17 protein-coding genes are annotated in these 22,870 nt (G+C 30.6%); 6 read left to right on the plus strand and 11 right to left on the minus strand.

What is annotated here, in order from left to right:
- Window positions 1-1,002, plus strand: a complete 1,002-nt coding sequence (locus ABJD27_RS01190; protein WP_348173268.1) for a hypothetical protein — start codon at window positions 1-3, stop codon at window positions 1,000-1,002.
- Window positions 1,003-1,087: 85 nt separating this feature from the next.
- Window positions 1,088-2,029, plus strand: coding sequence for a DUF1353 domain-containing protein (locus tag ABJD27_RS01195; protein WP_348173266.1), 942 nt, complete (start codon window positions 1,088-1,090; stop codon window positions 2,027-2,029).
- On the opposite strand, the gene ABJD27_RS01200 is transcribed toward ABJD27_RS01195, so the two are convergent.
- From ABJD27_RS01200 to ABJD27_RS01210, 3 genes are read right to left on the minus strand one after another with little or no spacing between them, the layout of a single operon-like run.
- Entirely contained in the window at window positions 2,030-2,299 is a 270-nt protein-coding gene (locus tag ABJD27_RS01200) for an EF-hand domain-containing protein (RefSeq protein WP_348173264.1), read from the minus strand.
- Window positions 2,300-2,356: 57 nt separating this feature from the next.
- On the minus strand, window positions 2,357-3,064 hold the full coding sequence (locus ABJD27_RS01205; protein WP_348173262.1) for a response regulator transcription factor: 708 nt from the start codon (window positions 3,062-3,064) through the stop codon (window positions 2,357-2,359).
- The gene (locus ABJD27_RS01210; protein ID WP_348173260.1) at window positions 3,061-4,251 is read right to left on the minus strand and encodes a histidine kinase; all 1,191 of its coding nucleotides are present in this window, start codon (window positions 4,249-4,251) and stop codon (window positions 3,061-3,063) included. Before ABJD27_RS01210 ends, ABJD27_RS01205 begins: the two co-directional genes overlap by 4 nt.
- A gap of 264 nt (window positions 4,252-4,515) precedes the next feature.
- Here ABJD27_RS01210 and ABJD27_RS01215 point away from each other — a divergent pair, with 264 nt between their 5' ends.
- From ABJD27_RS01215 to ABJD27_RS01230, 4 genes are all read left to right on the plus strand, one after another.
- Window positions 4,516-6,417 carry an ankyrin repeat domain-containing protein gene (locus tag ABJD27_RS01215; RefSeq protein ID WP_348173258.1) on the plus strand — a complete coding sequence of 634 codons (1,902 nt, stop codon included), beginning with the start codon at window positions 4,516-4,518 and terminating at the stop codon, window positions 6,415-6,417.
- Window positions 6,418-6,458: 41 nt separating this feature from the next.
- Window positions 6,459-7,349: an ABC transporter ATP-binding protein gene (locus tag ABJD27_RS01220; protein ID WP_348173256.1), complete on the plus strand. Its 891-nt coding sequence runs from the start codon at window positions 6,459-6,461 to the stop codon at window positions 7,347-7,349.
- A 12-nt stretch (window positions 7,350-7,361) separates the two neighbouring features.
- Complete coding sequence (locus tag ABJD27_RS01225; protein ID WP_348173254.1) at window positions 7,362-10,976, plus strand: M1 family aminopeptidase; 3,615 nt, start codon at window positions 7,362-7,364, stop codon at window positions 10,974-10,976.
- 157 nt (window positions 10,977-11,133) lie between these two features.
- Window positions 11,134-16,551: an ATP-binding protein gene (locus tag ABJD27_RS01230; RefSeq protein ID WP_348173252.1), complete on the plus strand. Its 5,418-nt coding sequence runs from the start codon at window positions 11,134-11,136 to the stop codon at window positions 16,549-16,551.
- A gap of 126 nt (window positions 16,552-16,677) precedes the next feature.
- On the opposite strand, the gene ABJD27_RS01235 is transcribed toward ABJD27_RS01230, so the two are convergent.
- From ABJD27_RS01235 to ABJD27_RS01270, 8 genes are all read right to left on the minus strand, one after another.
- Window positions 16,678-16,830: a hypothetical protein gene (locus ABJD27_RS01235; protein WP_348173250.1), complete on the minus strand. Its 153-nt coding sequence runs from the start codon at window positions 16,828-16,830 to the stop codon at window positions 16,678-16,680.
- Window positions 16,831-17,331: 501 nt separating this feature from the next.
- A complete protein-coding gene (locus ABJD27_RS01240; protein ID WP_348173248.1) occupies window positions 17,332-18,246 on the minus strand; it encodes a M23 family metallopeptidase in 915 nt (304 codons plus the stop codon).
- A gap of 114 nt (window positions 18,247-18,360) precedes the next feature.
- On the minus strand, window positions 18,361-19,689 hold the full coding sequence (locus ABJD27_RS01245) for a peptidoglycan DD-metalloendopeptidase family protein (RefSeq protein ID WP_348173246.1): 1,329 nt from the start codon (window positions 19,687-19,689) through the stop codon (window positions 18,361-18,363).
- 1 nt (window position 19,690) lies between these two features.
- Window positions 19,691-20,074 (minus strand): BlaI/MecI/CopY family transcriptional regulator, encoded by a 384-nt coding sequence (locus ABJD27_RS01250; RefSeq protein ID WP_348173244.1) that lies wholly within the window; start codon window positions 20,072-20,074, stop codon window positions 19,691-19,693.
- Between the two features lie 198 nt (window positions 20,075-20,272).
- Window positions 20,273-20,494, minus strand: coding sequence for a hypothetical protein (locus ABJD27_RS01255; RefSeq protein ID WP_348173242.1), 222 nt, complete (start codon window positions 20,492-20,494; stop codon window positions 20,273-20,275).
- Window positions 20,495-20,645: 151 nt separating this feature from the next.
- Window positions 20,646-20,798 (minus strand): hypothetical protein, encoded by a 153-nt coding sequence (locus tag ABJD27_RS01260; RefSeq protein ID WP_348173240.1) that lies wholly within the window; start codon window positions 20,796-20,798, stop codon window positions 20,646-20,648.
- Between the two features lie 91 nt (window positions 20,799-20,889).
- Window positions 20,890-21,048, minus strand: a complete 159-nt coding sequence (locus ABJD27_RS01265) for a hypothetical protein (RefSeq protein ID WP_348201989.1) — start codon at window positions 21,046-21,048, stop codon at window positions 20,890-20,892.
- Window positions 21,049-21,121: 73 nt separating this feature from the next.
- On the minus strand, window positions 21,122-22,711 hold the full coding sequence (locus tag ABJD27_RS01270; RefSeq protein ID WP_348173236.1) for a vitamin K epoxide reductase family protein: 1,590 nt from the start codon (window positions 22,709-22,711) through the stop codon (window positions 21,122-21,124).
- Between the last annotated feature and the right edge of the window lie 159 nt (window positions 22,712-22,870).

Here is a 22,870-nt window from a genome sequence, read left to right on the forward strand (position 1 = left end):
ATGAGTAGCCAATTAGACGATAAAATAAGAGAGCTTGAATCTAAAAGAGAAAAAAGAAACTATTCTAATCTGATAGGTTTTTTTATAATTCTTGGAATATTTGCAGTTTTATATTTCTATACAAGAGGAGTTAAGATTGAAAAAGATGCAGATAATGAAAAAGCACTTGTCGAAAAAAGTAAAGAAGCAGACATCTATATTGCAAAAGAAAACAAGGATTCTATTATACAATTTACATCAGAAGTATATGTAGAAGAGTTAGAGAATATTAAACAACGCATATTAACCTCCACTCCAGCAGATAGAAGTGCTATTATAAGTTCTATAGACTCTATTCAAAAACTCGCTTTACAAGTATCAAAACTGGCTACAGATAGTATTCCTGTACGATATTATAGACGCCCTAACGATGATAGTAATGCAATTATGGAAGTCATCCGAGGTACAGAGACTCCTACCTATTATTTTGATTCTATTTATCGCGTAAATGATGACAAAAGAGTAAATACGATCTATTACGGAGAGCTTGTAAACAAAAATTATATAGATACACTTGTCGCTAAACTCAAAAAACGTAAGGTCCCAATAAAAAATGTCAAGCAATTTAAAGGAAAACGTGGATATGATTGGAAAAAAGTCACCGTTCAATTAGAGTATGAAATAGATTCATCAAGTATTGATACAGTAAAAAACCATCAGTTAAATATTAAGTTTTATTCCTATAAACCAAATAAAAAAGCAAAAATAATTGCTAGAAAAGTGCTTGCAAATAATCAATATAATGTTGAGGTTTTTCCAGACTGGGAAAGACAGATGTCATTCTTCTCAAAATACCCTGTTGTTTTGTATTATACTCCTGAAAATGAATCTGTAGCAGATCGAATTGCAAAAGAGCTTAGAACAGCTACAGGGGTTAATTTTGTTGCCGAGTCTGGAGATGGGATCGGGGTATCTAAAGAAGAAAGGAGCACGTTATTTATCATTCATTATAATGGAAGTTAAGGAGTAAGTTGTATACGCTTTCGCGAAAGCGTACTAAGAATGATTAATGCCTTATATCATCTATCTATAATTAAGTGACACCTTTATGACAGACCACGATTTATTAGATTTATTGTATCAACGATTTGATTCTTTTCAAACGTTATGGACAATTTATAGCACCGTTGTTTTTGGAATTCTTGCGGCATTAATATCCTTTCCAAAGCACTTGAATTCAAAAGCAACACGATATGTACTTATTTTAGGTTTTGTCGCATTTACAATGGCAAATTTAGGAGCGCTTATAGGAGTGCAAAAAGATAGAAAGCATCTACTATCAGAACTTAAAAAGCAACATGATTGTGGACCCCTAGAAATAGTGACACCTTCTAAATTTATTACTAACTTTTTTGATAATAGTGATTCTAGCGAAAGCTCTTATGGAGTAAATAATATGGTTTGCCAGAAAAAAGTACAATCCAAATCTTTAATTACGATATTTCATGTTTTTCAAGATTTACTTATTATAGTATTGATATGGATTTTACCTAAAAGCCTTGTCCGACTTCAGCTATTTAAGAGTATTTCTAATCTTGAAATCAAAATTAGAGGATCAAGTTTACCTAATCCAACAATAAGTTGGGATCAAGGAAAACGTATTTGGATACTGGAAGAAAATGTACAAGTAGGGATTCAAGTAAAAGATCAGACGGATCCGTATCAATTACAGATACCAGAGAAGTTTAATTTTGATCTTGCCTCAGTGCCTCGTCTTTTATGGGCAATTATTGCACCTTTTGAACTCTCTATCATTGCACCTTTAGTACACGATTACCTATATGAATATAAAGGAAAACTCTATATAGGGGAAGATCATCAGATCACAAGTGAGAAAACCGATACTGCTATATACATTAATCGTTTAGAAGCAGATACGATCTTCCTTAATCATATGAAACAAGAAGGTATTGGTAAAACTAAACGGTATCTATGTTATTACGGAGTACGATGGGTTGGTGGCAAATATTGGAAAGAAAAGAATGTGTAATTATTCTTTTATCTCGTCTAGCGCTGCTTTAAATTCATCCCAGCTTACTTGAGCGTCGCCATCTTTGCTATATCCTTCAATAAGTTTGGAAGCAACGAAACCTCTAATAAAACCTGAGATTTCTGCTTTTTTAAGAAGTCGCACAATTTCTTTTTTAGACAAAGAACCATTTCCATCTTTATCAAAAAAAGCAAATGCTGCTTCAGGGTTGTTAAAATCTTCGGTGATAAGCGTTTGTAGCTTGCCTAAAATCATATCTTTTGTTGCCATGAAATTTCTTAGTTAATGGTTTGTTTTCTACAAGATATAGAAAATGATAAAAAGAACCTATTGTAAGAGCATGTGTATATTAGATTTATAGGTTTGCCCTATAGGAACAATAGTTCCTTGTATAACTATACGGTTGCCTTCTATGGTGTCTATATGGTTTTTGGCAACAGCAAATGATTTATGAACCTGTATAAATTCACTTTTAGGCAAGTTGGCTAGTACATCTGTAATTTTATCTCGTACAGTAATCGTACTTTCTGTGGTTACAACTTTTACATAATTACCAGCAGATTCTAAGAACAAAATAGAGTTTACAGCTACTTGTGTATACTTCTTATTAGAACGAAGAAAAATTGTAGCAGCATTGGTTTCTTTTTCAATAACTGTTGTTGTCGTTTTAGGAGTAGGAGGTGTAATGCTTGCTGTAGCTTTGTTTACTGCTTTTAAAAAACGTTCAAAACTAAATGGTTTTAAGAGGTAGTCCGCAATATTAAGTTCATATCCTTCTAGTGCAAATTCTTGATATGCCGTAGTCACAATAACCTTGGGTGGAGTAGATAGGGTTTTTAAAAAATCAAACCCTTTTAGTTTTGGCATATTAAGATCTAAAAAAATAAGATCAATAGTATGTGCATTGAGATACTCGATAGCTTCTAATGCGTCATAACAATTCTTCATTAACTGCATATTAGGTACTAAGTCACAATATCTTTTGATAATTCCGTGTGCAATATGCTCGTCGTCTATGATAAGGTATCTAATCATTGAGTTTTTACTATTAATTGAGCTTTATATAGCTCCTTTGTAATGTCAAAAGATAATGTATGTTTTTTAGGATATACCAATGCTAATCTTCGTTTTAAGTTTTTTAAACCTATTCCAGGGGTTTCAGGTATTTGAGCAGTATCATATTTATTTTCTATTGAAAAACAGATTTGCTCTGTTGTATTTTTGATGTCTATTGATACATAGGCGTCTGTATGTAATGCCTCAATTCCATGCTTAAACGCATTTTCTAATAACAAAATAAACAATAATGGCATTACTTGCGCATTTTCATCTTGAATATCTGTTGTAAATCGTATGTCAATTTCTTTATGATAACGCATTTTATGAAGCGCTACATAATTTTTGAGATAAGTGACTTCTTGTATAATAGATACACGATCATTTTGACCTTCATAGATGCTATATCGCATCATATCAGAAAGTTTTAGTATCAATGCTTGTGCCTTGTCTGTATCTTCTGCTACAAGACCGTATAGGTTGTTAAGGGTGTTAAAGAAAAAATGCGGATTAACCTGACTCTGTAAATGTAGTACTTCTGTTTTCTTGCTTTCATTTCTAAGGCGTATAGCAGATGTTATTTGCCAAATTAACCAGCTTAGTAGAAAAAAGAATAAAATAACTACCAAAATAGAAAGTAAAGTCTCAACGAGATCTTCATCGTTTTCTAATAGGACCAGTGTACCTCTTTCTGTTATTTCTGTTGATAAAGCAGTAATAAACAAAGCTATGGCTGTGAATATGATAGCGCTTATCATCCAAAAAAATACTTTGTTATAACTTGATGATTGGTTGATTTTTACCTTCGTAGGACTTAAATACTTTGTTATAAGTATTATAAGTACGATGAATACAATTATAAAAATGAAAATCAACGATTTTTTATAGACTATAGATTCTATAATACCTATAGTTTGTAATAAAGATAGCCATAGTATAATTGCCCAAACTTCTTTCTTTTTCCATCTCAGAAGTTTTTGAGGAGTCATTTTATGTTCTATAAACCAATAAATCGGCATATAAGATAATATCAAAATAGGTGTATAGAAGAAGAGTCCGCCTGTATTTACAAGCCCCAATAAAATAATAAAAGCACCACTCGTCATAAATAAGAATGCAAGTATTAAAGCTGTTAATGGACGTTTACTTCGTGATAGTATTGACATATCTAGATATTATAGAGTCAATATTAATCATATAAGTAACACCTTCCAAAAAAGTTGACAAACAAGTGTTTTTTAGGGCTATGCTTTCGCGAAAGCGGGATGAACTCCTTTCTTAAAGAATAAAACAGAGTGTATCACATGAATGCGCCAGTTCATCACAATTCTTTTTTCTTCCTCTATTCTCATAGTAGGTTTGGCACATCAATTCAATCAAAAGCGAACAATCCAATGAGTGCACATATTTTTAAAATCAATTCAAATTTTATGAAAACACATCTTATACATACGTTGTTTTTATCAGTCATCCTATTTATAATGAGTAGTACTCAGGGTTATGCACAGAAACAGTCTATTACTCACACTGATAGTATTACAGGAAATTGGGAAGGTAATATTATCGTTAGTGAGGAAAAATCTGTTGGTATTTTATGGCGTTTTGAGCTGTCAGACGCTGGAATGTTTACTGGTTATATGGGACCAGCTTCAAAGGGGATTGCAACAATTCCTATGCAAGATCTTATCATTTCTGATACCACACTCAGTTTTACTATTCACTCAGAAGGTAGTTATGTAGGTACTATTTCTGGAACAAAAATCACAGGTAATTGGACTTCAGGAAGTGGTAAGGTATTATCCTTAAATATGGCTAGAGAGCTCACAAAGGAACAAATTAGCGATCGTTTTAATTCTAAAAAATCGACTGCAGAAAATACTATTTATCAAAGTATTGAACTAGGAGATATCTCTGCTGTAAAAATATTTTTAGATAAAGGGAATGATATCAATATGATAGACGAGCAAGGGTTTTCATTATTATTTTATGCTATAAAAAATGATAGAAAACACACGGTTACAAAGTATTTACTTGATCATGGAGCCAATCCAAATTTAGATTGCCAAGGGATATCTCCACTCATGTATGCTATTGCGTATCAAAATCATACAGTGATTAAGGAACTTATAAATCATAAAGCTGCTATAAACTATATAAGTACTGATAAGCAAACGGCATTGTTATTTGCTATTAAAGGGAGGGATATAAAAGCTATTAAGTTATTACTAGATTATGGCGTAAACCCTAATCAAATTCTTCAAGACAATTACTCTGCTATTGATGTAGCAAAAAAAGAAAACATTCGAGAAGTATTAGAAGTACTTAACATTCCTTATGAGGGTGTTAGTGATGGTCCATATGTACAGGAATCAGAAGCAGGACGCACTGCTATTTGGATACACAAAGGAGAAACTCATCTGGAAAAGAATATTTCTATAACCTCTCAAACCATACAATATGAAGATATGAGCGTTGCACTTCATCCTGGAAATTTGGAAGAAGAAGATCAACTGGAATATCAAGGAGTTTCTAAAGTTGCAGCTATTAGTGATATACACGGTCAGTATGACACATTTATAAAGCTCTTAAAAAACAATAATATTATAAATCAACAAGGGAAGTGGAGTTTTGGGCAAGGACATTTTGTTGTTGCTGGCGACATTTTTGATAGAGGATCTCAAGTTACTGAGGTATTATGGTTCTTATATGACTTAGAAAATCAGGCACAAGAGCAAGGAGGAAAAGTACACGTATTACTTGGGAATCATGATGTTATGGTACTTAACGGAAATTTACGCTCTGTACATCCAAAATACACAGAGGTTGCTACTATTTTGGGAAAACCATTTCACACTTTCTTTACGGATGAAACCGTACTAGGAAATTGGCTACGTACACGTCCTGTTGTAGTCAAAATAAATACTTTATTATTTACTCATGGTGGTTTACATCCAGATTTAGTTACTAAAGGGATATCTCTTAATGAGATAAATAGGGAATTTAAAAATCAATTAATTGAAAGTGAATTGTCAAATGGCCGTAATGAGTTAGGAACTTATCTGCATAGAGGTGATGGTCCAATTTACTATAGAGGCTATTTTCAAGGAGAACTTGCTACAGATAATCAGATAGATCAATTACTACAACATTTTAAAGCCACAAATATAATTGTTGGGCATACTACGCATAGGCATATCGAAACACGATATAATGGAAAAGTAATTGTCATTGATGCCAATATGAAAAGTGGTGAAATGGCTGAAATTCTTTTATGGCAACCCGATACGTTCACTCGCGGGAATCTTGCAGGAGAGAAATTAACATTAGAATAGTCCAGTACATCATCAGATACAACAATCAAAAAACGGATTTTATGGAACTTATAATAAACAATTTATCCAAAACATATACTAATGGGGTTAAAGCTCTTAGCGGAGTTTCCTTAGAAATTTCAAAAGGGATGTTTGGACTCTTAGGCCCTAACGGTGCAGGAAAATCAACCTTAATGCGTACCATCGCAACACTTCAAAAAGCTGATCAAGGCACAATTACCTTAGGAGATATAGATGTCTTAAAAGAGCAAAATACTGTACGAAAAATGCTAGGATATCTCCCACAAGAATTTGGAGTGTATCCTAAAATATCTGCCGAAGTATTGCTTAATCATCTTGCTGTATTAAAGGGGATAACACACAAAAATGAGCGTAAGGAAATTGTACAAGCATTGTTACATAAAACCAATTTATATGAACATCGAAAGAAGAACCTTGGAGGCTATTCTGGCGGGATGAAACAACGTTTTGGGATAGCACAAGCATTATTAGCAAACCCTTCATTAATCATTGTAGATGAACCTACAGCTGGACTAGACCCAGCAGAACGTAATCGATTTTATAATTTATTGAGCGAACTAGGAGAGCAGGCTGTTGTCATCTTATCGACACATATTGTCGATGATGTAAAGGAACTGTGTACCGATATGGCAATTATTAATAGAGGAGAAGTATTACTTAAAGGCAACCCTAAAGAAGCCATAACACAACTAGAAGGAAAAGTATATCGTAAAACGATTGAAAAACAAGAACTACAAAGTCATAAACAAGAATACAAAATTATTGCTGAAAAATTTCTTCAAGGAAAACCAATGATTCATATCCTAAGTGAGACACATCCTAGAAATGGTTTTGAACCAATCCAAACAGATCTTGAAGATGTATACTTCTCTCACATCTTTGGAAATATATCTACTCATTCTGCCAATTAAAATGATATTATAATGTTTTTAGAAATATTCAAATTCGAATTAAAATATAGAGCCAAACGAGCAGATACATATATCTATTTTGTAGCACTATTCTTGTTTTCGATTATTGCTGTTGATTTTTTAAATGACGAACCTCTAGGAGCTCTTAAAAGGAATGCTCCTATTGTAATTGCTAGAACCTTAGGTATTATATCTGCACTTTTTATGATGATCTCATCTATGATTATGGGCGTAGCGATATTAAGAGATTTTAATCATGGAATGGAATCATTGATGTTTATTAATCCAATCAAGAAAAGAGATTACTTGGCTGGACGGTTTTTAGGATCCCTAACAGTATTACTTCTTATTTTTTGCGCCGCACCACTAGGAATGATGCTAGGGGATCTTATGCCTTGGCATGACCCTATTATATTGCTTCCATTTAATGGATGGCACTATATACAACCGTTTATAACGATTGTAATCCCAACATTGTTTTTTGGGGGAGCTATTTTCTTTGTGAGTGGTATGCTTAGCCGGAAACTTATTGTAGTGTACACACAGGGAATATTATTTTTAATGATCTATTTGATTTCTATGCAATTAGTAAAAGGAAGTGATCACCTTTTTACCGCTGCATTATTGGAGCCATTTACATTTATGACTATCGGCATTATAGGACAATATTGGACCATTGTAGAGAAGAATAGTTTTATAATTTCTTTAGAAGGAGTGTTGCTATACAATCGATTAATTTGGATGGGAATAGGAATACTTGTATTACTTATTGGATATTATCGCTTTCGACTGATCGTAGTAAGAGATCGTGTTCGAAAACGTATACAAACCAACACAAAAGATCAAGAAGTTTTTAAATCAGAAAAAATAATCGAGATCCCTCATACTGTACAAGAAACAGGATATAAAGCTTTTTGTAAATTATTAGTCAGACATTCTTTATTCTATTATAAATCTATTCTTAAGGAAGTATCATTTTGGGCCATAATTATTTGTGCCATGTCCATAGTACTAATTTCTTCTATTAATTTAGGAACTGCTTTTGGAGTAGATAGTTATCCTACATCATTTATTATAATTGGAGAACTTATAGAGAATACTGCCATTTTCTTTTTATTAATTATCATTTTCTATTCTGGAGAATTAATATGGAAAGAAAGGGATAAGAAAATACAACCTATTTATGATGCATTACCTATCTCAGACACCTTAAATATTACAAGTAAGTTTATAGGCCTTATGTGCATTCTTTGTACTTTGATTATAGCTATGATTATTGGTGGTGTATTATTTCAAACATTTAAAGGATATTACCAATATGAATTAGATGTGTACTTCACTATATTTTTTATAGGAATATTTCCATTTCTATTTTTATTATCTATTGTCAGTTTCTTTTTTCAGGTATTGATTAATCATAAATTTGTGTCACATATAGTCACTGTTATTGTTGGGTTTGCGATCACAATTCCTCTAAAAGTAAAAGGACTAGATCATGGATTGTATACCTTTGGAGGTGCTGATTTAGGGGGATATTCTGATATGAACGGCTATGGGCATTTCTTAACACCATATCTATGGTTTAAAGTTTATTGGATTGCATTTGTTTTATTATTATTTATTGTTGCTATTATCATTTCTGTAAGAGGCTTAGAGGTTTCATTTTTGAAACGTATACAACAAGGAAAGTTGCGTTTTACAAAATCATTACAAAAAGCAAGTAGTGTACTTATATTGATCTTTGTGAGTTCGGGAAGCTATATATTTTATAATACGAATGTTTTGAATACCTATACATTCCCATCTACAGAGAACACATATAGAGCAAACTATGAGAAAGAACTCAAGCAGTTTGAGCATATACCACAACCTAAAATTGTGGATGTACACCTTACTGTAGAATTATATCCTTCAGAAAGGAAGTATAGTGCAGAAGGTTATTTTTTATTGACTAATACAGAGAATGATCCCATCACAGAAATTCATATACAAGAACTCCCAAGTAACGATGTACATTATGAATATCTCACATTAAATAAAGGAACGACAATCAATAAAGAATATGAAAAGTTTGGGCATCCCATTTTTGAACTAGATGCCCCATTACAACCTGGAGATTCTATACACCTTAATTTTAAACAAGTATATGCACCTAAGGGATTTACGGAGGACAAAGAGTATGCTATTATACATAATGGTACTTTCTTTACCAATTTTCATTTTCCAACAATAGGATATCAGGGTGATATAGAAATAGAAGACGTTGAGACACGTAAAAAACATGGCTTAGAACCACAAAATGGAAGAGCAACTATAGATGACCCACTTGCTCTTATGTCTGCAAGATCTGAGGGAGATGGTGAAGAGATTAATTTTGAAATGATTATGGGTACCGAAGCAGATCAAACTGCTGTAGCACCAGGGTACTTACATAAAGAATGGATAGAAAATGAACGCCACTATTTTCATTATAAAATGAATAGTCAGATGTCTAATTTTTATGCTATGCTTTCTGCTCGTTATGAAGTAGTAAAAGATCAATGGGTATCTTCAGGAGACACAAAAATGACACCCGTTGGTCTTGAAATTTATTATCACAAAGGACATGAGTACAACCTAGATAGGATGCTACACGGAATGAAGAAATCTTTTGACTACTTTAATGTTGCATTCAGTCCGTATCAATACCAACAAATTCGTATTGTAGAAATGCCTAATTACCAAAAGAAAGCACAATCTTTCCCTACCACAATACCATTTTCAGAAAATATAGGATTTATCCTTGATATTGATGACAATGAAGATTTAGACATGCCATTTTTTGTAACTGCTCATGAATTAGCACATCAATGGTGGGGACATCAAGTAAATCCTGCCAATGTACAAGGAAAATCCATGATCTCTGAATCATTAGCACAATACGGAGCTATGATGGTGTTTAAAAAAGAGTTTTCAAAAAATAAAATGCAGCAGTTATTAAAGCAAGAAAGATATCGTTATTTAAAAGGACGAACATTAGAAGAAGGTAGAGAAATGCCATTAAGTCTAGTCGATCGAAATCAAGATTACATTCATTATGGAAAAGGAATGGTCAATCTATATGCATTTCAAGATTATATTTCTGAAGATAGTGTCAATGTAGCTTTACAGCGTTTTATAAAAGATTGGAATAGCTTTGATGGGATTAAAAAGACCCAAACAAAACACTATCCTACAACAAAGAATTTGTTGAGATATTTTAGAGAAGTTACACCAGATAGTTTGCAGTACACAATTACAGACTTGTTTGAAACAGTCACTCTTTATGAAAATAAGACAGTAGGTGCTTCTTATAATATGCTCTCAAATAATCAATATAAAGTACAGCTAGAGGTAGAAGCTTCCAAATTTCGTTTAAATACGGATGGTATAGAAAATGAAATCCCCATAAATGATTGGATAGATATCGGGGTGTATTCAGAAGAGACTAATGAGCTCCTCTATTTAAAAAAGCATAAGATTACAGAACATATGACTACACTAGACATTATAGTCGATCAAAAGCCTTCTAGAGCGGGAATAGACCCTCTTTCAATGCTTATTGATAGAGAAGATGATGATAATATCATGTTACTTGAAGAGAAGTGAAATTATCATTAGTTTGATGTGATTAAGTATGCTTTCGCGAAAGCGTACTCAATCACTTTTTTCACAACTAAAAAACAGGTGTATATACTTGTTTTTAAATTTATTTATTTTGTCTAAATTGCTGATATTCTTGTAGATAAATATCAAATGCAATTGTATGGATAATAAATACCACGACTACTATTCAAAAATTAAAGATGTATTTATTGAATTACCTGGATTTTCATTTTTCCATAGTCCATCTGGAAGATTTCGTAATAATCCAAAAATGGTAGGTCGAGAAAGGGTTAAGAAAAAATTATATGGAATTTTAACTAATGCAGAAACTAAAACAGGATCCTATATAATAACAGGATTTCGTGGGGTAGGTAAGACAAGCCTAGTAAATCAAGTAATAAATAAATTACAACCTAGAGGCGTTATTTTAAAACAAGCATTATTGATTATAATAACATTGGTTATTATACATTTAATAAATACTAAAATAGTATTTATACATTTAATTAAAACTAAAATAATATATATAACTATACTATATAAATATATAAACGTATACATAGTATATATATGTTTATTAATATTTAGTACACTCTTTCTTTTTTATAGCAATAAACTTATTAGGTATGTACTAAATTCATCTGAAAGATTTTATAAGAATCAGGATGGGAAAGAGAAAAATACTTTATTTCTAATATTTAAAAAAATTAAAAATGACTTAATTAGTATATTTATTTTAGATTTTAGTTTTTATAAAAAATCCAATGCATTTAGAATATATTGCATATTACTTTATAGCTTATTATTAGAGTTATTTATTTTCTTTTTTTGGGAAATTAAATTAAATTTTGCCTCATTAGTATTGATTTATTTAGGCATTATAACTATATCCTACATATTAGCAAAAAGAAATAAAATACGAAATCTTTTATTGAAGTTACTTATAGAAATTACTCCAAAAAGAATACATGCAATTTTATTAAAATTATTATCAAAAGAGTCAAACAAAAACAGTGACATAAAATCAAGTAATTACCTAAAACAATTTGTTAATCACAGTCAAAAAGTCTTTGTACGCTTAAGTTTTCCTCAACATACTATAAATTCTAAAGATATTTTAAAGTCACTTGCGCAAAATATGTACAAGGACTACAGAAGGTACAGTGGTTTTAATAGATGGGTCTCTAAATTTTTAATTTTTTCAATAGTGTATATTATCACATTTATATGTTATTATAATTCTGCAGTTTATGATAGTTGCATTGAAATAAAAGATTATTACAATGTTTCTGATTTCTTTCCTAGTCAAGGATTAAATAATAATACTAGTGAAAAAAACAAAAAAGTATATGCCCTTTTAGGAAATGATTTTCTTTTTTTTAAAAAAGATCAAGATATCATAAAAAGTTATAAGAAGAGTCCTATTATGACATATAGTGAAGTATTAGGGACTTCAACAATTACAAATAGTTATCAATCGTTACAGGCATATACATTAATAATAGACTATTATATTTCTTACCTTTATAACAAACTACACACCTTTATAATTCCAGATATAGGTATCTTCAATTCAAGTAAGCCCCTATTTCCAAGATATCCAGATTTTTTCTTTTTCTTTTTTCTAATGTTATCTTTTTTTATCGTCAATTTAGTAAGTCGACTTGGATATAAGTTTGGATTTATTACAAATGGATACATTAATAGATTACTTAAAGATCTAAATAACAGGTGTATCGCTGAAATACAATTAGAAACTCAAAGAACTCAAAATTTAGGTATTAAAGCACCACTTTTGAAATTTATAGAAACGATTGGGATTTCTTCTAGACAAACTAAAAACTTAACATATCCAATTGCAGACGCAAGAGATATAGAACAAGATTTGATCTATATTTTTGATCAGTTAGATAGAGTTCCAAGAATACTGGCTCCTCCTGAATTTGTTTTTATTTTTGATGAATTAGATAAAGTAGAGGTTCTGAATAGTGATACTGCTGATGAAATACTAGAATCCGAAAGGATAAGAAAAAAAAGAGAAATAGTTTCTGGTATCATGGCTAGCATGAAAATCTTCTTTACTACGGCAAAAGCAAAATTTATTTTTATTGCAGGTAGAGAGATGTATGATGCATCTTTAGCTGATTCTTCCGATAGAGAATCTTATCTAGGAAGTATCTTTCATGATATTATATATGTAAGTAGCTTATATAAAGATCCATATGATGATCATTCTAATATTTCAAAGAAACCCATTGATATAACTTATTTTACAGAGAAGTATGTCTGTGGTCGATTGATTCCAGAAAATTCTCATCATAAAAATAATTTAGAAGGATATTCTAATTATTTAAAAGAACAATTAAAATTTGAGAGTAAACCTGATTTAAATACGATAGAATACAAACGTAAAGTTTATAAATTAAAAAAAACTATAAGTATTATAAATGTATTTATTAACTACATCGCTTTTAGGAGTAAAGGTAGTCCTATGAATATGGTAAAATTGTTTGAAGATTTTGTTGAAGAATTCCCCAATAAAAGATATAAAGTATTTAATGATAGAGATAAAGAAAAACTCATTTTAGGATACAGTAATCCTAAAAGTTATTTTTTAACTTTTGATTTTCACGCACAATACAGAATATCATTAGTTGCAGACATCTTCAGGCCATATATATTAAACAATGGATTGTATCTTAAAAATTTAAGTGATAAAATTTTAGTTTCTACTAGTTATCTATTGGATCATATATATAAATTTCATGAGTTTGGATTTTCATGGAAAAACTTAGAATTACTACCCGAAATTATAGATATTAATAGAGCTCCTCTTTTGAGAAGGCATATTGAAAATATAATCACCTTTTTATCAGATTCTAGTATAAAAAAAGTAGATAATGGTTTTGTGAATTTCAAATTTCATAGAAAAGTCATAGAGGAAATCAATTTTCTCTCTAAACAATCTGATGCTGAATCTGCTATTTTTAATTTCACACTAGATGAATCTTACACTATTAAAAAACATTATTCACAACGTTTACAGAAACTTAGTGAATCCTATGAACAATTCAAAAGTTCTGAAGCTGAATTTGTTAGCAGCAAAACTTTTTTAGAAGTTGTTTTAGGAGATCTTCATTTTTTTGATAAAGAATATGATGAGGCAATTTTATATTATACAGAAGCTAGTCAAAAACTTAAAAAAATGAGTATAGATGATAAACTTTCATTATCTCAATCTTTTTTCTATACTCAAATAATGTTAAAAGAAGCTTTAGTTTTTGAAAGGTTAAATACTTACGGAACTGCTTTAATTAAATATTCAGAATTAGTAGAATTAATAAGGTCACATGGAAGTAAATTAAAGAAGTTAGGAGAAGAGGATTCAAATAATAGAAAAGCTGTAAAGGGCAAGAAAAATCTTTTCAAAAAATATGATCTGCAGAAAAAAACAAAAGATAACCGTTCAGATTTCCATTTTGCAAAATCTATGTATGAAAATTTTTCAATTATGTTTCTTTCAATATTAGCAAAACTAGTTAATATAGAAAATATTGGAAAACAGGGAATTACATTAAAAGACTCTAGAAGAGCAGATAGAGATTTTCATTCAGTATATGACTATTTGAAAAAGGATGAAAAATATTTAATTAAAGTAGAATACCACTTGCAAAAAGGGGATATTCTATTTTATAAGAATGGTTTACTATATAAAGATTATAATAGAGCATCAGAGACCTTGCAATTAAGAGGGTATAATAGTATTCCGGATGGAGGATACAGAGATTATAACGCTCCATTTAGTGCCTATGAAGAGTACTTATTTGGATTATCTTTAGCCGTTCATAAACTTAATGACAATTTTTTAAAAGACTTAATAGATGATTCTAGCTTAGACAACCCTAAAATTGGTAGTGATAAAATAGATGTGCTAGAAATAAAAAAGTATGAAAACTTCACAGAGGTACTGTTTAAAAAATTAAGGGACAATCATAAAGGAGAAGGTTTAAAAAGGTTAGAAAACGATCTTATTAAATATATAATTCCATTTCTTAAATTTCAAAAAGATAGTTATAGTCAATTAAATATCTCACATAATACCTGGAATATCATTGCTCGATTATTATCAGCTGTTGGTGATTGTTTATTAATTACTTGCCCAAATCCTTCTATAAAAAATCTTACTAAAAAATTTAAAAAAGGGTTTAGTCTTATAGGTCAAGATATACTTGAGTATTTAAAAAGTAATGATAAAAGTATAAGTAAATATACGAGTAAAGGTAAAAGAGTAGGTCAATGTAAAGAATTTTCAAGAACTGAACTTGCGCTTATATATTTTGCAGCTTCTGCAAAATGCTATGAGCGCGCTAATGAAATTAGGAATAGTGCATTTCAAAATAAAAAAATCCTATATACGATTAAATCTTTAAAAAAATATTTTAAGATAGATACTAATCTCTCAAATACAAATCATTTTTTAAGTGAATTAACAATAGGAATTATAGAATTATTAAATAAGAATAGAGATTTAATTATTTATCCAGAATTTTCAAAAGCTAAGAACCTAACAAAACCTCTAAACCTTCCTCCATCAAAATTATATAATGAATTACGAGAGTATTATCGATTTTCATATAATACAGAAGTAAAAATGACCATTCTTCATTGGTATGATTTATATATATGCGATTTTAAAAACTCAATTTTTTTCTCTAAAAATAAAAACCCAGATTTTTCAATACTATTAGATAAAATACCTATTAACTCTTATAGTTCTGTTAATGATCAGATGGTTAGAATGTTTGAATTACGATTTAAAGATCGATTGAACCGAAAAATATTTTTGGATAGAATGTTTGATTATTATACAGAAGAATCTTCATTTAAAGAAAAAATTATAGAATATTGGAATAAACTATCTAAACAAGATCATATAATAGATGATTTAGATTGGTGTGAACAATATTTCCCTGTTGATAATCATATTATTAATGATTTTTCAAGAAAATTTATTACAATTGATTCTAAAGTAGTTTTAAAAAATTTATATAACAAGAAAAAACGTGATGAAATACAATTTTTAATAACTGATAGTATTTTTTGTAATTTAAGAATTATAGGAAGTATCCAATTAAATGAAATTTCTTATATAAAAGGTTATAGTTATCTAGGAGATGCATACTTCTCATTAGGGTGGTGGGTTGAATTATGGAATCATTTTTTTCGAAGAAATCAAAATCCAGAAGAAAATAAAGAAAGTAAAGAACGAAAAGAGCTTCAAGATATGATAGGTGAACATGAAATACATTATGTTGATAATCCCGAATATGCATATCAACAAGCATTATCACACTATTATAAATGTATTAATATGCACAATGAAGGGTCAACATATAAAACAATTTTAAATAACATGTATTTTACCGAAGGTGATTTTCATGATGATAACCAACATTATTGTGCTACGATAGAACGCTTTCTAATTAATAATGGTAAAATTAGAAATAGGATAGAATTTATTAAAAAGTTTAAAATCAAAAACGATAACCTTTTTGAAAAAGAAAATATTGAGATGTAATTGTGTTTAAAAAGTAATAATGATTTGATATTCGCTTTCGCGAAAGCGTATATTCATAAAAGAGGCTAGATACATTACTTCAAAAACAGAGATGTATCTAGCCTCTTATTAATGCTTATACAACCATTAACAGGCTACACAACGTCCATTTATACATACCTCAGGTGCTGGACATTCACCAAATGGAGTACAACGTCTTCCGGTGCCTCCATTGATAACAACTTGTTCCTTTTTTTTAAGCTCTTGAGCTCCTTTTAGATTTAAAATGTGTGTTAACATAATACTAGAATTTAAAGATTATTATCATGTGATTATTTTAAGACATTCACAGTATATGTCTTTCCTTGCAAGAATTTTTATAGCATTCGTTTTTTATCAATTGCTATATTTTTTATAAGAGATTTAGAGTAAACTTTTATTTTATAGAAATATACTTTTGGGAATGACCAATACTTAATGAGGTTAGTAAAAAAGGGGGATATTTTTCATATTGAGAGCATGTATGGTGAACTCAAATATACAGATCAGAAGATGATCTTTAAAAAGTAAGAAAGTCAAATTTATAAATTTGATAAAATTAACATATCTTTTTGATTTTAAGATTGTTATAAGGTTTATTTAATCTTAAGATATCATTGAAATAGATGCCAGTAAAAACATGTTTTCTATACGAAAATTAGAAATGATTATACTATGATGAAGACGTTTCTAAGTACGCTTTCGCGAACCTACCTCGCCAGCAGGCAGGAGCGTATTCATTCTTTTTAAAAGTTAATATTATTACTTATTTACTACCAATTTTTGCCCTATCCTAAGGGTACTAGTTTTCCTTATAGAATTTTCTTTACAAATAGCAGTTATGGAAGTGTGATGTCTATTTGCAATTTTAGAGAGTGTATCTCCTTTTCGAACAATATAGATTTTCTTTTGTTTTTCTTCATTCTGAATGGCTTCTTCTTCAGAAGTAGCTATTATAATAGTACTTTGTCTTTTGGAATTATGTAGATACGGTGTTGCCCATCTTCTGGTTACCCAAAGTTCTTGGCTTCTAATTTTATTTTCTTCCCCAAAATCAAATAAATATTCAGGATTAATATACACACCTTTGTAACTTACAATAAGATGTAAATGGCTTCCTCGAGAATTTCCTGTATTTCCACCTTTGCCTATAATAGTTCCTTTAGTAATGGTGTCATTTACTTTTACCAGTTGTTTTGATAAGTGACCATAAACGGTTTCAATACCATTATAGTGCCTAACGACAACCGTTTTACCTAACCCTGGGAATGTCTTTACAGCGCGTACTTTTCCATCAAATAAGGCCATAACTTGATCACCCGTAATTAAGTCTATATCAATTCCTTTGTGAGCCCTTCTATTTCTCCACCCATAACGTGAGGTGACTACTTTTTTACCAACAATGGGAGATGCATACGTACTATCTGTAAATGAAACTTGAAATGGATACGTTTGTTTATAATACTTATAAGGATTAAAAATGGTTGTATCCCAATGTTCTGTCATTATAGCAAGAGAGAGACTGTCTTCTTTGACTAGGGTTTTTGAGAGAAGATAAGAATCTACTTGATTTGTAAAAATAAGACTGTCTAATTTTAAAAGCCTAAGATCAATTGTCTGGCTGTATCCATTCATATACATACAAATACAGCAAGCGATAAAGGAGGTGAGTTTCATAAAAAATGTAAATTTTACTTGATAATATCAAGCATAGGCGTCCACTGTCTGACATAAAAAACAGTAAGACTAATTAAGTAACGTAAAAAAAATAGGTTTATGTTAGAAGGCTAATTATTCAAAATAATCCATAGGGTTTATACTTGTTTTATGGTGTTTTAATTCATAATGTAGGTGTGGACCTGATGAGTTCCCTGTATTTCCCACATATCCAATGATTTCTCCTTTGGTAACCACTTGTTTTTCTGTAATAGCAAAGCCTTTTAAATGTGCATACCAGGTTTCATATCCATCAGGATGGGTGATAACAATTAGATTTCCCCATGCTCCTTTATTTGCGGCTATAGAAATAACACCATCGGCGGTGGCAACCACAGGAGTGCCACGTACAGCTCTTATGTCAATTCCTGTATGACTACGAGTTATTTTCACATTTTTAATAGTTCTATCTCTGGCGCCAAAAAATGAAGTAATATTATTCTTAGGACTATTTTCAATTGGAAATATAAAAGATGGCGTACTTGGTGTAGACTCAACAATCTGTACAATATCTTTTATAAGTGTATTTTCTATGGGTTGTTTGGTATATGCCATGAGTACTAATGCACAAACCGGAAGTAATAAAATGTATACAGATTTTAAGAATGAATGGGATGTTTTCTTTGTCATCATATCAATTCGTTTTTTGAGTATAGGAGTATTAAAATAACTATAGAGTTGATTTTGATGGTTGTTTCCTAGATGTTGTATTACCAATTTTAAATAATGAGATGTCTTTATTTCGTTTCTTAAAACGTGTTGATCTGCTTGAAATTCGTGTACAGATCTTAATGATTTTCTATATGCATATACCATTGGGTTATACCAGAACAATGCAATATAGAGTTCGGTTATAATAAGATCTACCGTATGTTTCAATTGGATATGTGCTTTCTCGTGCTCAATGATTAATGGATCACATGAACTTCCTTTAGGAATAAATACCCATTTGAAATACGAAAATATAGTTGTAACATCTGCATTGACTAGTGTAACTCCAGACTGCTGAATTTGAGAGGCATTTTTCTGAAGAATATAGAGACGCCGCATACTATTATAAAACCGATATAAGCATATTATAACGCCTACACAGTACAATATAATTCCAATAATGAGTATATAGTTGGCCCTAGAAATAGCCTCTAGGTTTTCTGTAAAGACTAGGGGAGTGGTCATAGTAATTGCGGTCTGTATATTTTCAAATGCCTGTGGTATTTCTATTACCGTATTTGACATTAATAATGGTAGTATAGTAGCTATCCATGGAAGTAGTAATGAAATAGGAATAAGGGCTATTAATACAAACCTATTTGCCGCATGAAAAGTAAGTTTGCTTAAGACAAACTTATATACCGCAAATAATACAGAAAAAAGGATCGTTGCTTGTAAAAGATATAAGACCATATCAATCATTATTTTCTTTTAGTTTTTCGATTTTTTCTTCAATCATATGCTTCATTTCTTCTAACTCAGTCAGGTTTATATCTTCTGTTTCTGTAAAGAATAATGCAAACTTACTTACCGAACCACTAAAGAAGTTACCTATAACATCCTTCATATGTCTCTTAAAATAATTGTCTTTTGATATAGCTGGATAATATTGCCTAATTTTGCCATAAGTTTCAAATTTCAAAAACTCTTTTTTAACCAAAACCCTTACTACTGTTGAGATAGTTGTATATGCTGGTCGTGGTTCAGGGAAAGCTTCGACGATGTCTTTAAGAAATGCTTTCTTTAATTTCCAAGAGTATTGCATCACTTGTTCTTCTGCCTTTGTGAGTTCTTTCATAGGGCAAATATACTATTATTTTTGAATTATGACTATAAATATAGTTATACAACTACTTTTATAGTCACATTATTGTGTTTTTATGGAGTATGCTTTCGCGAAAGCGTATAAAATAGTATTAAAATAAAGAGGCCAGATACCTGATATAATCGTAGTACCTGACCTCTCATCCAACTGATGTGTGGGATGCTTATTTGCTTAACAATGGTAGCAATAGTAGTTTTGACAGAAATCGCCTGGAGCACAGTCAGCATTTGATGTACATTGTGGTGTAATACAATGACCAGCTGCGCTACAAACACGACCACCAAAACAGTCATTATCAGAGTCACATAAGAGTCTTATACCTCCATTAATAGTTGCTTGCTGACTTTTTCCTAACGTATGAACTCCTTCTAGATTTAAAATTTTTTTTAACATGAGTAATAGTTTAAAAGTGATTTTATTGTGAACATTTAAAGACACTCACAGTATATGTCCTTCCTTGCAAGAAATTTTTAAGACGTACGTCTTATATCTATATTTTACTGTTTCATTTTTTTGATGTGATGTTGTGTTTGTTGTCTAGAGACTAACATGGAACACATCTTCCATTAATACATTCTAGTCCATCTCTACAAGAGATAAAAAAGCAAGCATTAATCTTGTTACCTCCATTGATGTGTACTTGTTCTGCTTTGTTAATTTTCTGAACTCCGTTTAAGTTTTTGATGTTTTCTAACATAATAATTTATTTAAAAAATTGTATTTCGTGTGATCATTTTGAGACACTCACAGTTTATGTCTTTAGGATTTATTTTAATTGAGAGAGGTGTTTAACAGTCTATAAATATGCACTGACCAATAACACATTCTTCTCCTTCTTCACAAGAAGCATCACTAGTACAGCGTGGTGGTGCACCTCCCATGAGAAATAGTTGTTCTTTTTTTTCTAGTTTTAGAACTCCGTTTAAATTTTCGATTCTTTTTAACATCATAATTGTATTTAATAATTGTAGTTATTCTGTGAACATTTTGAGACACTCACATATGTGTCTTTTGTTATGATTATTCTTCTAAGACAGGGACTTCACTCTCTATAGCATCGAGTATTAAGTCATCTATAAAAAATAATAAATCACTAAGTTGATATGGATCTTTTGGAAATGCTCTATTATTTATAATCGTTTCTGGGGTATAATTCATATTGTTTTGTTGACACCATCCACTATAATTTGTAAGTATTTCTAACGTGCTATTTGCGGTGATTTCTTCTTTCTTGGGATATTTTTCTGTCCAAGATGTTACGTTCTTTTCTCGATACCAATCAAGTAATGCGTTCCAAGCCAACATTTTATTTTGCTGATAAAGCCTTATTACTTGCATCGTAATTTCTGTTGCCTTATTCTTTACATCCAATGGGGTGTTAAACACTAATGATATCTGTACTTGATTAGGATAATAGGTTATCAACCTAGCATAGGTTTCAAAAGGCTCGCTACAGTATCCACACAAAGGATTGGTAATAGCTACGATTTTAATAGCTGCATTCTCATTACCAAAAGTCAGTGCATATGATGATATGATATCATTTGTGGGTATAGGCGCATTTTCATGTAATGCTTGCTTAAACAAGGTTTTATTTCGCTTAAAGCGAAAATATTCTTGACGTACTTTTTGATGTTCAATTTTATGTTTCCATAATTTTTTAATTTGTGTCCAACCTATAGCCGTCCAGATTACAATGATCGCAGAGAATATGAGATAAGACAACGTCATATCCCAACCAGAAAATGCAGTAATAGCTAGCCCAAATTGTGCCATCAGAATCATAGAGGTAACGACACACAATAAACACCATTTTTTGAGTGTAATAGCCTGTATATACACAGAAGCTATAACAACGGGAATAGAAAGAGCCGAGAGAGATAAAAGAATAGTCACCTCAAAGCCAAGTATGCTTACAATTAAATAAAGGCTTATAAAATAAACCATCACTAGCGTTTTAAAGGGAATATATCTCACTCCTTTTAATTCTTTTGAATTAATGAGAGAACCACAGTCACTGCCAGTCTTTGATAAACTGCTGCATAGTTTGGTAATTCTTTTATCTTTTATTCCTAGCTCTTCCTTAGTTATAAAATACCCCGCCATCATTCCTAGTAAGCATAAAAACAATTCTCCTTTTACAATCCACGTGGTGCCTAGATATATTTGTAAAAAAAGAGTGCTGACTAGTAATACTATAAAAAATAGAGGTTCAGTTTTGATTGTTTTAAAAGAGGATGATAATTCTCTTTTTTCATTCTTCTCAATGGCGATTATAGTGCCTGTCCATTGTTGTATAAATTGTTCTCTTGATTGTTTTATCGTTTTACCATCAGCTTTTTTGAGGTGTATTTTCTTTTTTACAGAAATATGAACTAATTGTTTTTCATTTTCTTGTTGAATAAGCGCTAAGAAGTTATCGGGTAATTGATGTAAAACATCTTTGGGTACGTTTGCCGTTATATTTTCGATGCCAAAATAATCTAATGTGTCAGTAATCGATTTTACACTTGGGTATTCTGGATGTGATACTAATTGTAGATGTACATCATTAGTACTTACTGTATATATATGATTACTATAAAGTAGCGATATAATGAGTTTTTCCATAGTTTATATTATTTAAATACACGAAGTAATTTAATGTATTGTTAGAGGGTGATTGTTCTATGTAACTTATTTGTTATGAGTTAGTTTGAGTAGCTAATCTATAAAGAACACTGGCATATAAAAAGAAAGGAATAAGCAGATTTATAAATTTGACATTCT

Source organism: Dokdonia sp., assembly GCF_039945015.1.
In the GTDB taxonomy this organism is placed as follows: Bacteria; Bacteroidota; Bacteroidia; order Flavobacteriales; family Flavobacteriaceae; genus Dokdonia.

Coding starts and splice junctions, on each gene's coding strand:
- ABJD27_RS01200 (WP_348173264.1), bottom strand. CDS start 2,299: ATGGCAACAAAAGATATGATTTTAGGCAAGCTACAAACGCTTATCACC.
- ABJD27_RS01260 (WP_348173240.1), bottom strand. CDS start 20,798: ATGTTAGAAAACATCAAAAACTTAAACGGAGTTCAGAAAATTAACAAA.
- ABJD27_RS01210 (WP_348173260.1), bottom strand. CDS start 4,251: ATGTCAATACTATCACGAAGTAAACGTCCATTAACAGCTTTAATACTT.
- ABJD27_RS01215 (WP_348173258.1), top strand. CDS start 4,516: ATGAAAACACATCTTATACATACGTTGTTTTTATCAGTCATCCTATTT.
- ABJD27_RS01235 (WP_348173250.1), bottom strand. CDS start 16,830: ATGTTAACACACATTTTAAATCTAAAAGGAGCTCAAGAGCTTAAAAAA.
- ABJD27_RS01270 (WP_348173236.1), bottom strand. CDS start 22,711: ATGGAAAAACTCATTATATCGCTACTTTATAGTAATCATATATATACA.
- ABJD27_RS01225 (WP_348173254.1), top strand. CDS start 7,362: ATGTTTTTAGAAATATTCAAATTCGAATTAAAATATAGAGCCAAACGA.
- ABJD27_RS01205 (WP_348173262.1), bottom strand. CDS start 3,064: ATGATTAGATACCTTATCATAGACGACGAGCATATTGCACACGGAATT.
- ABJD27_RS01240 (WP_348173248.1), bottom strand. CDS start 18,246: ATGAAACTCACCTCCTTTATCGCTTGCTGTATTTGTATGTATATGAAT.
- ABJD27_RS01220 (WP_348173256.1), top strand. CDS start 6,459: ATGGAACTTATAATAAACAATTTATCCAAAACATATACTAATGGGGTT.
- ABJD27_RS01255 (WP_348173242.1), bottom strand. CDS start 20,494: ATGTTAAAAAAAATTTTAAATCTAGAAGGAGTTCATACGTTAGGAAAA.
- ABJD27_RS01230 (WP_348173252.1), top strand. CDS start 11,134: ATGGATAATAAATACCACGACTACTATTCAAAAATTAAAGATGTATTT.
- ABJD27_RS01195 (WP_348173266.1), top strand. CDS start 1,088: ATGACAGACCACGATTTATTAGATTTATTGTATCAACGATTTGATTCT.
- ABJD27_RS01245 (WP_348173246.1), bottom strand. CDS start 19,689: ATGGTCTTATATCTTTTACAAGCAACGATCCTTTTTTCTGTATTATTT.
- ABJD27_RS01190 (WP_348173268.1), top strand. CDS start 1: ATGAGTAGCCAATTAGACGATAAAATAAGAGAGCTTGAATCTAAAAGA.
- ABJD27_RS01265 (WP_348201989.1), bottom strand. CDS start 21,048: ATGTTAAAAAGAATCGAAAATTTAAACGGAGTTCTAAAACTAGAAAAA.
- ABJD27_RS01250 (WP_348173244.1), bottom strand. CDS start 20,074: ATGAAAGAACTCACAAAGGCAGAAGAACAAGTGATGCAATACTCTTGG.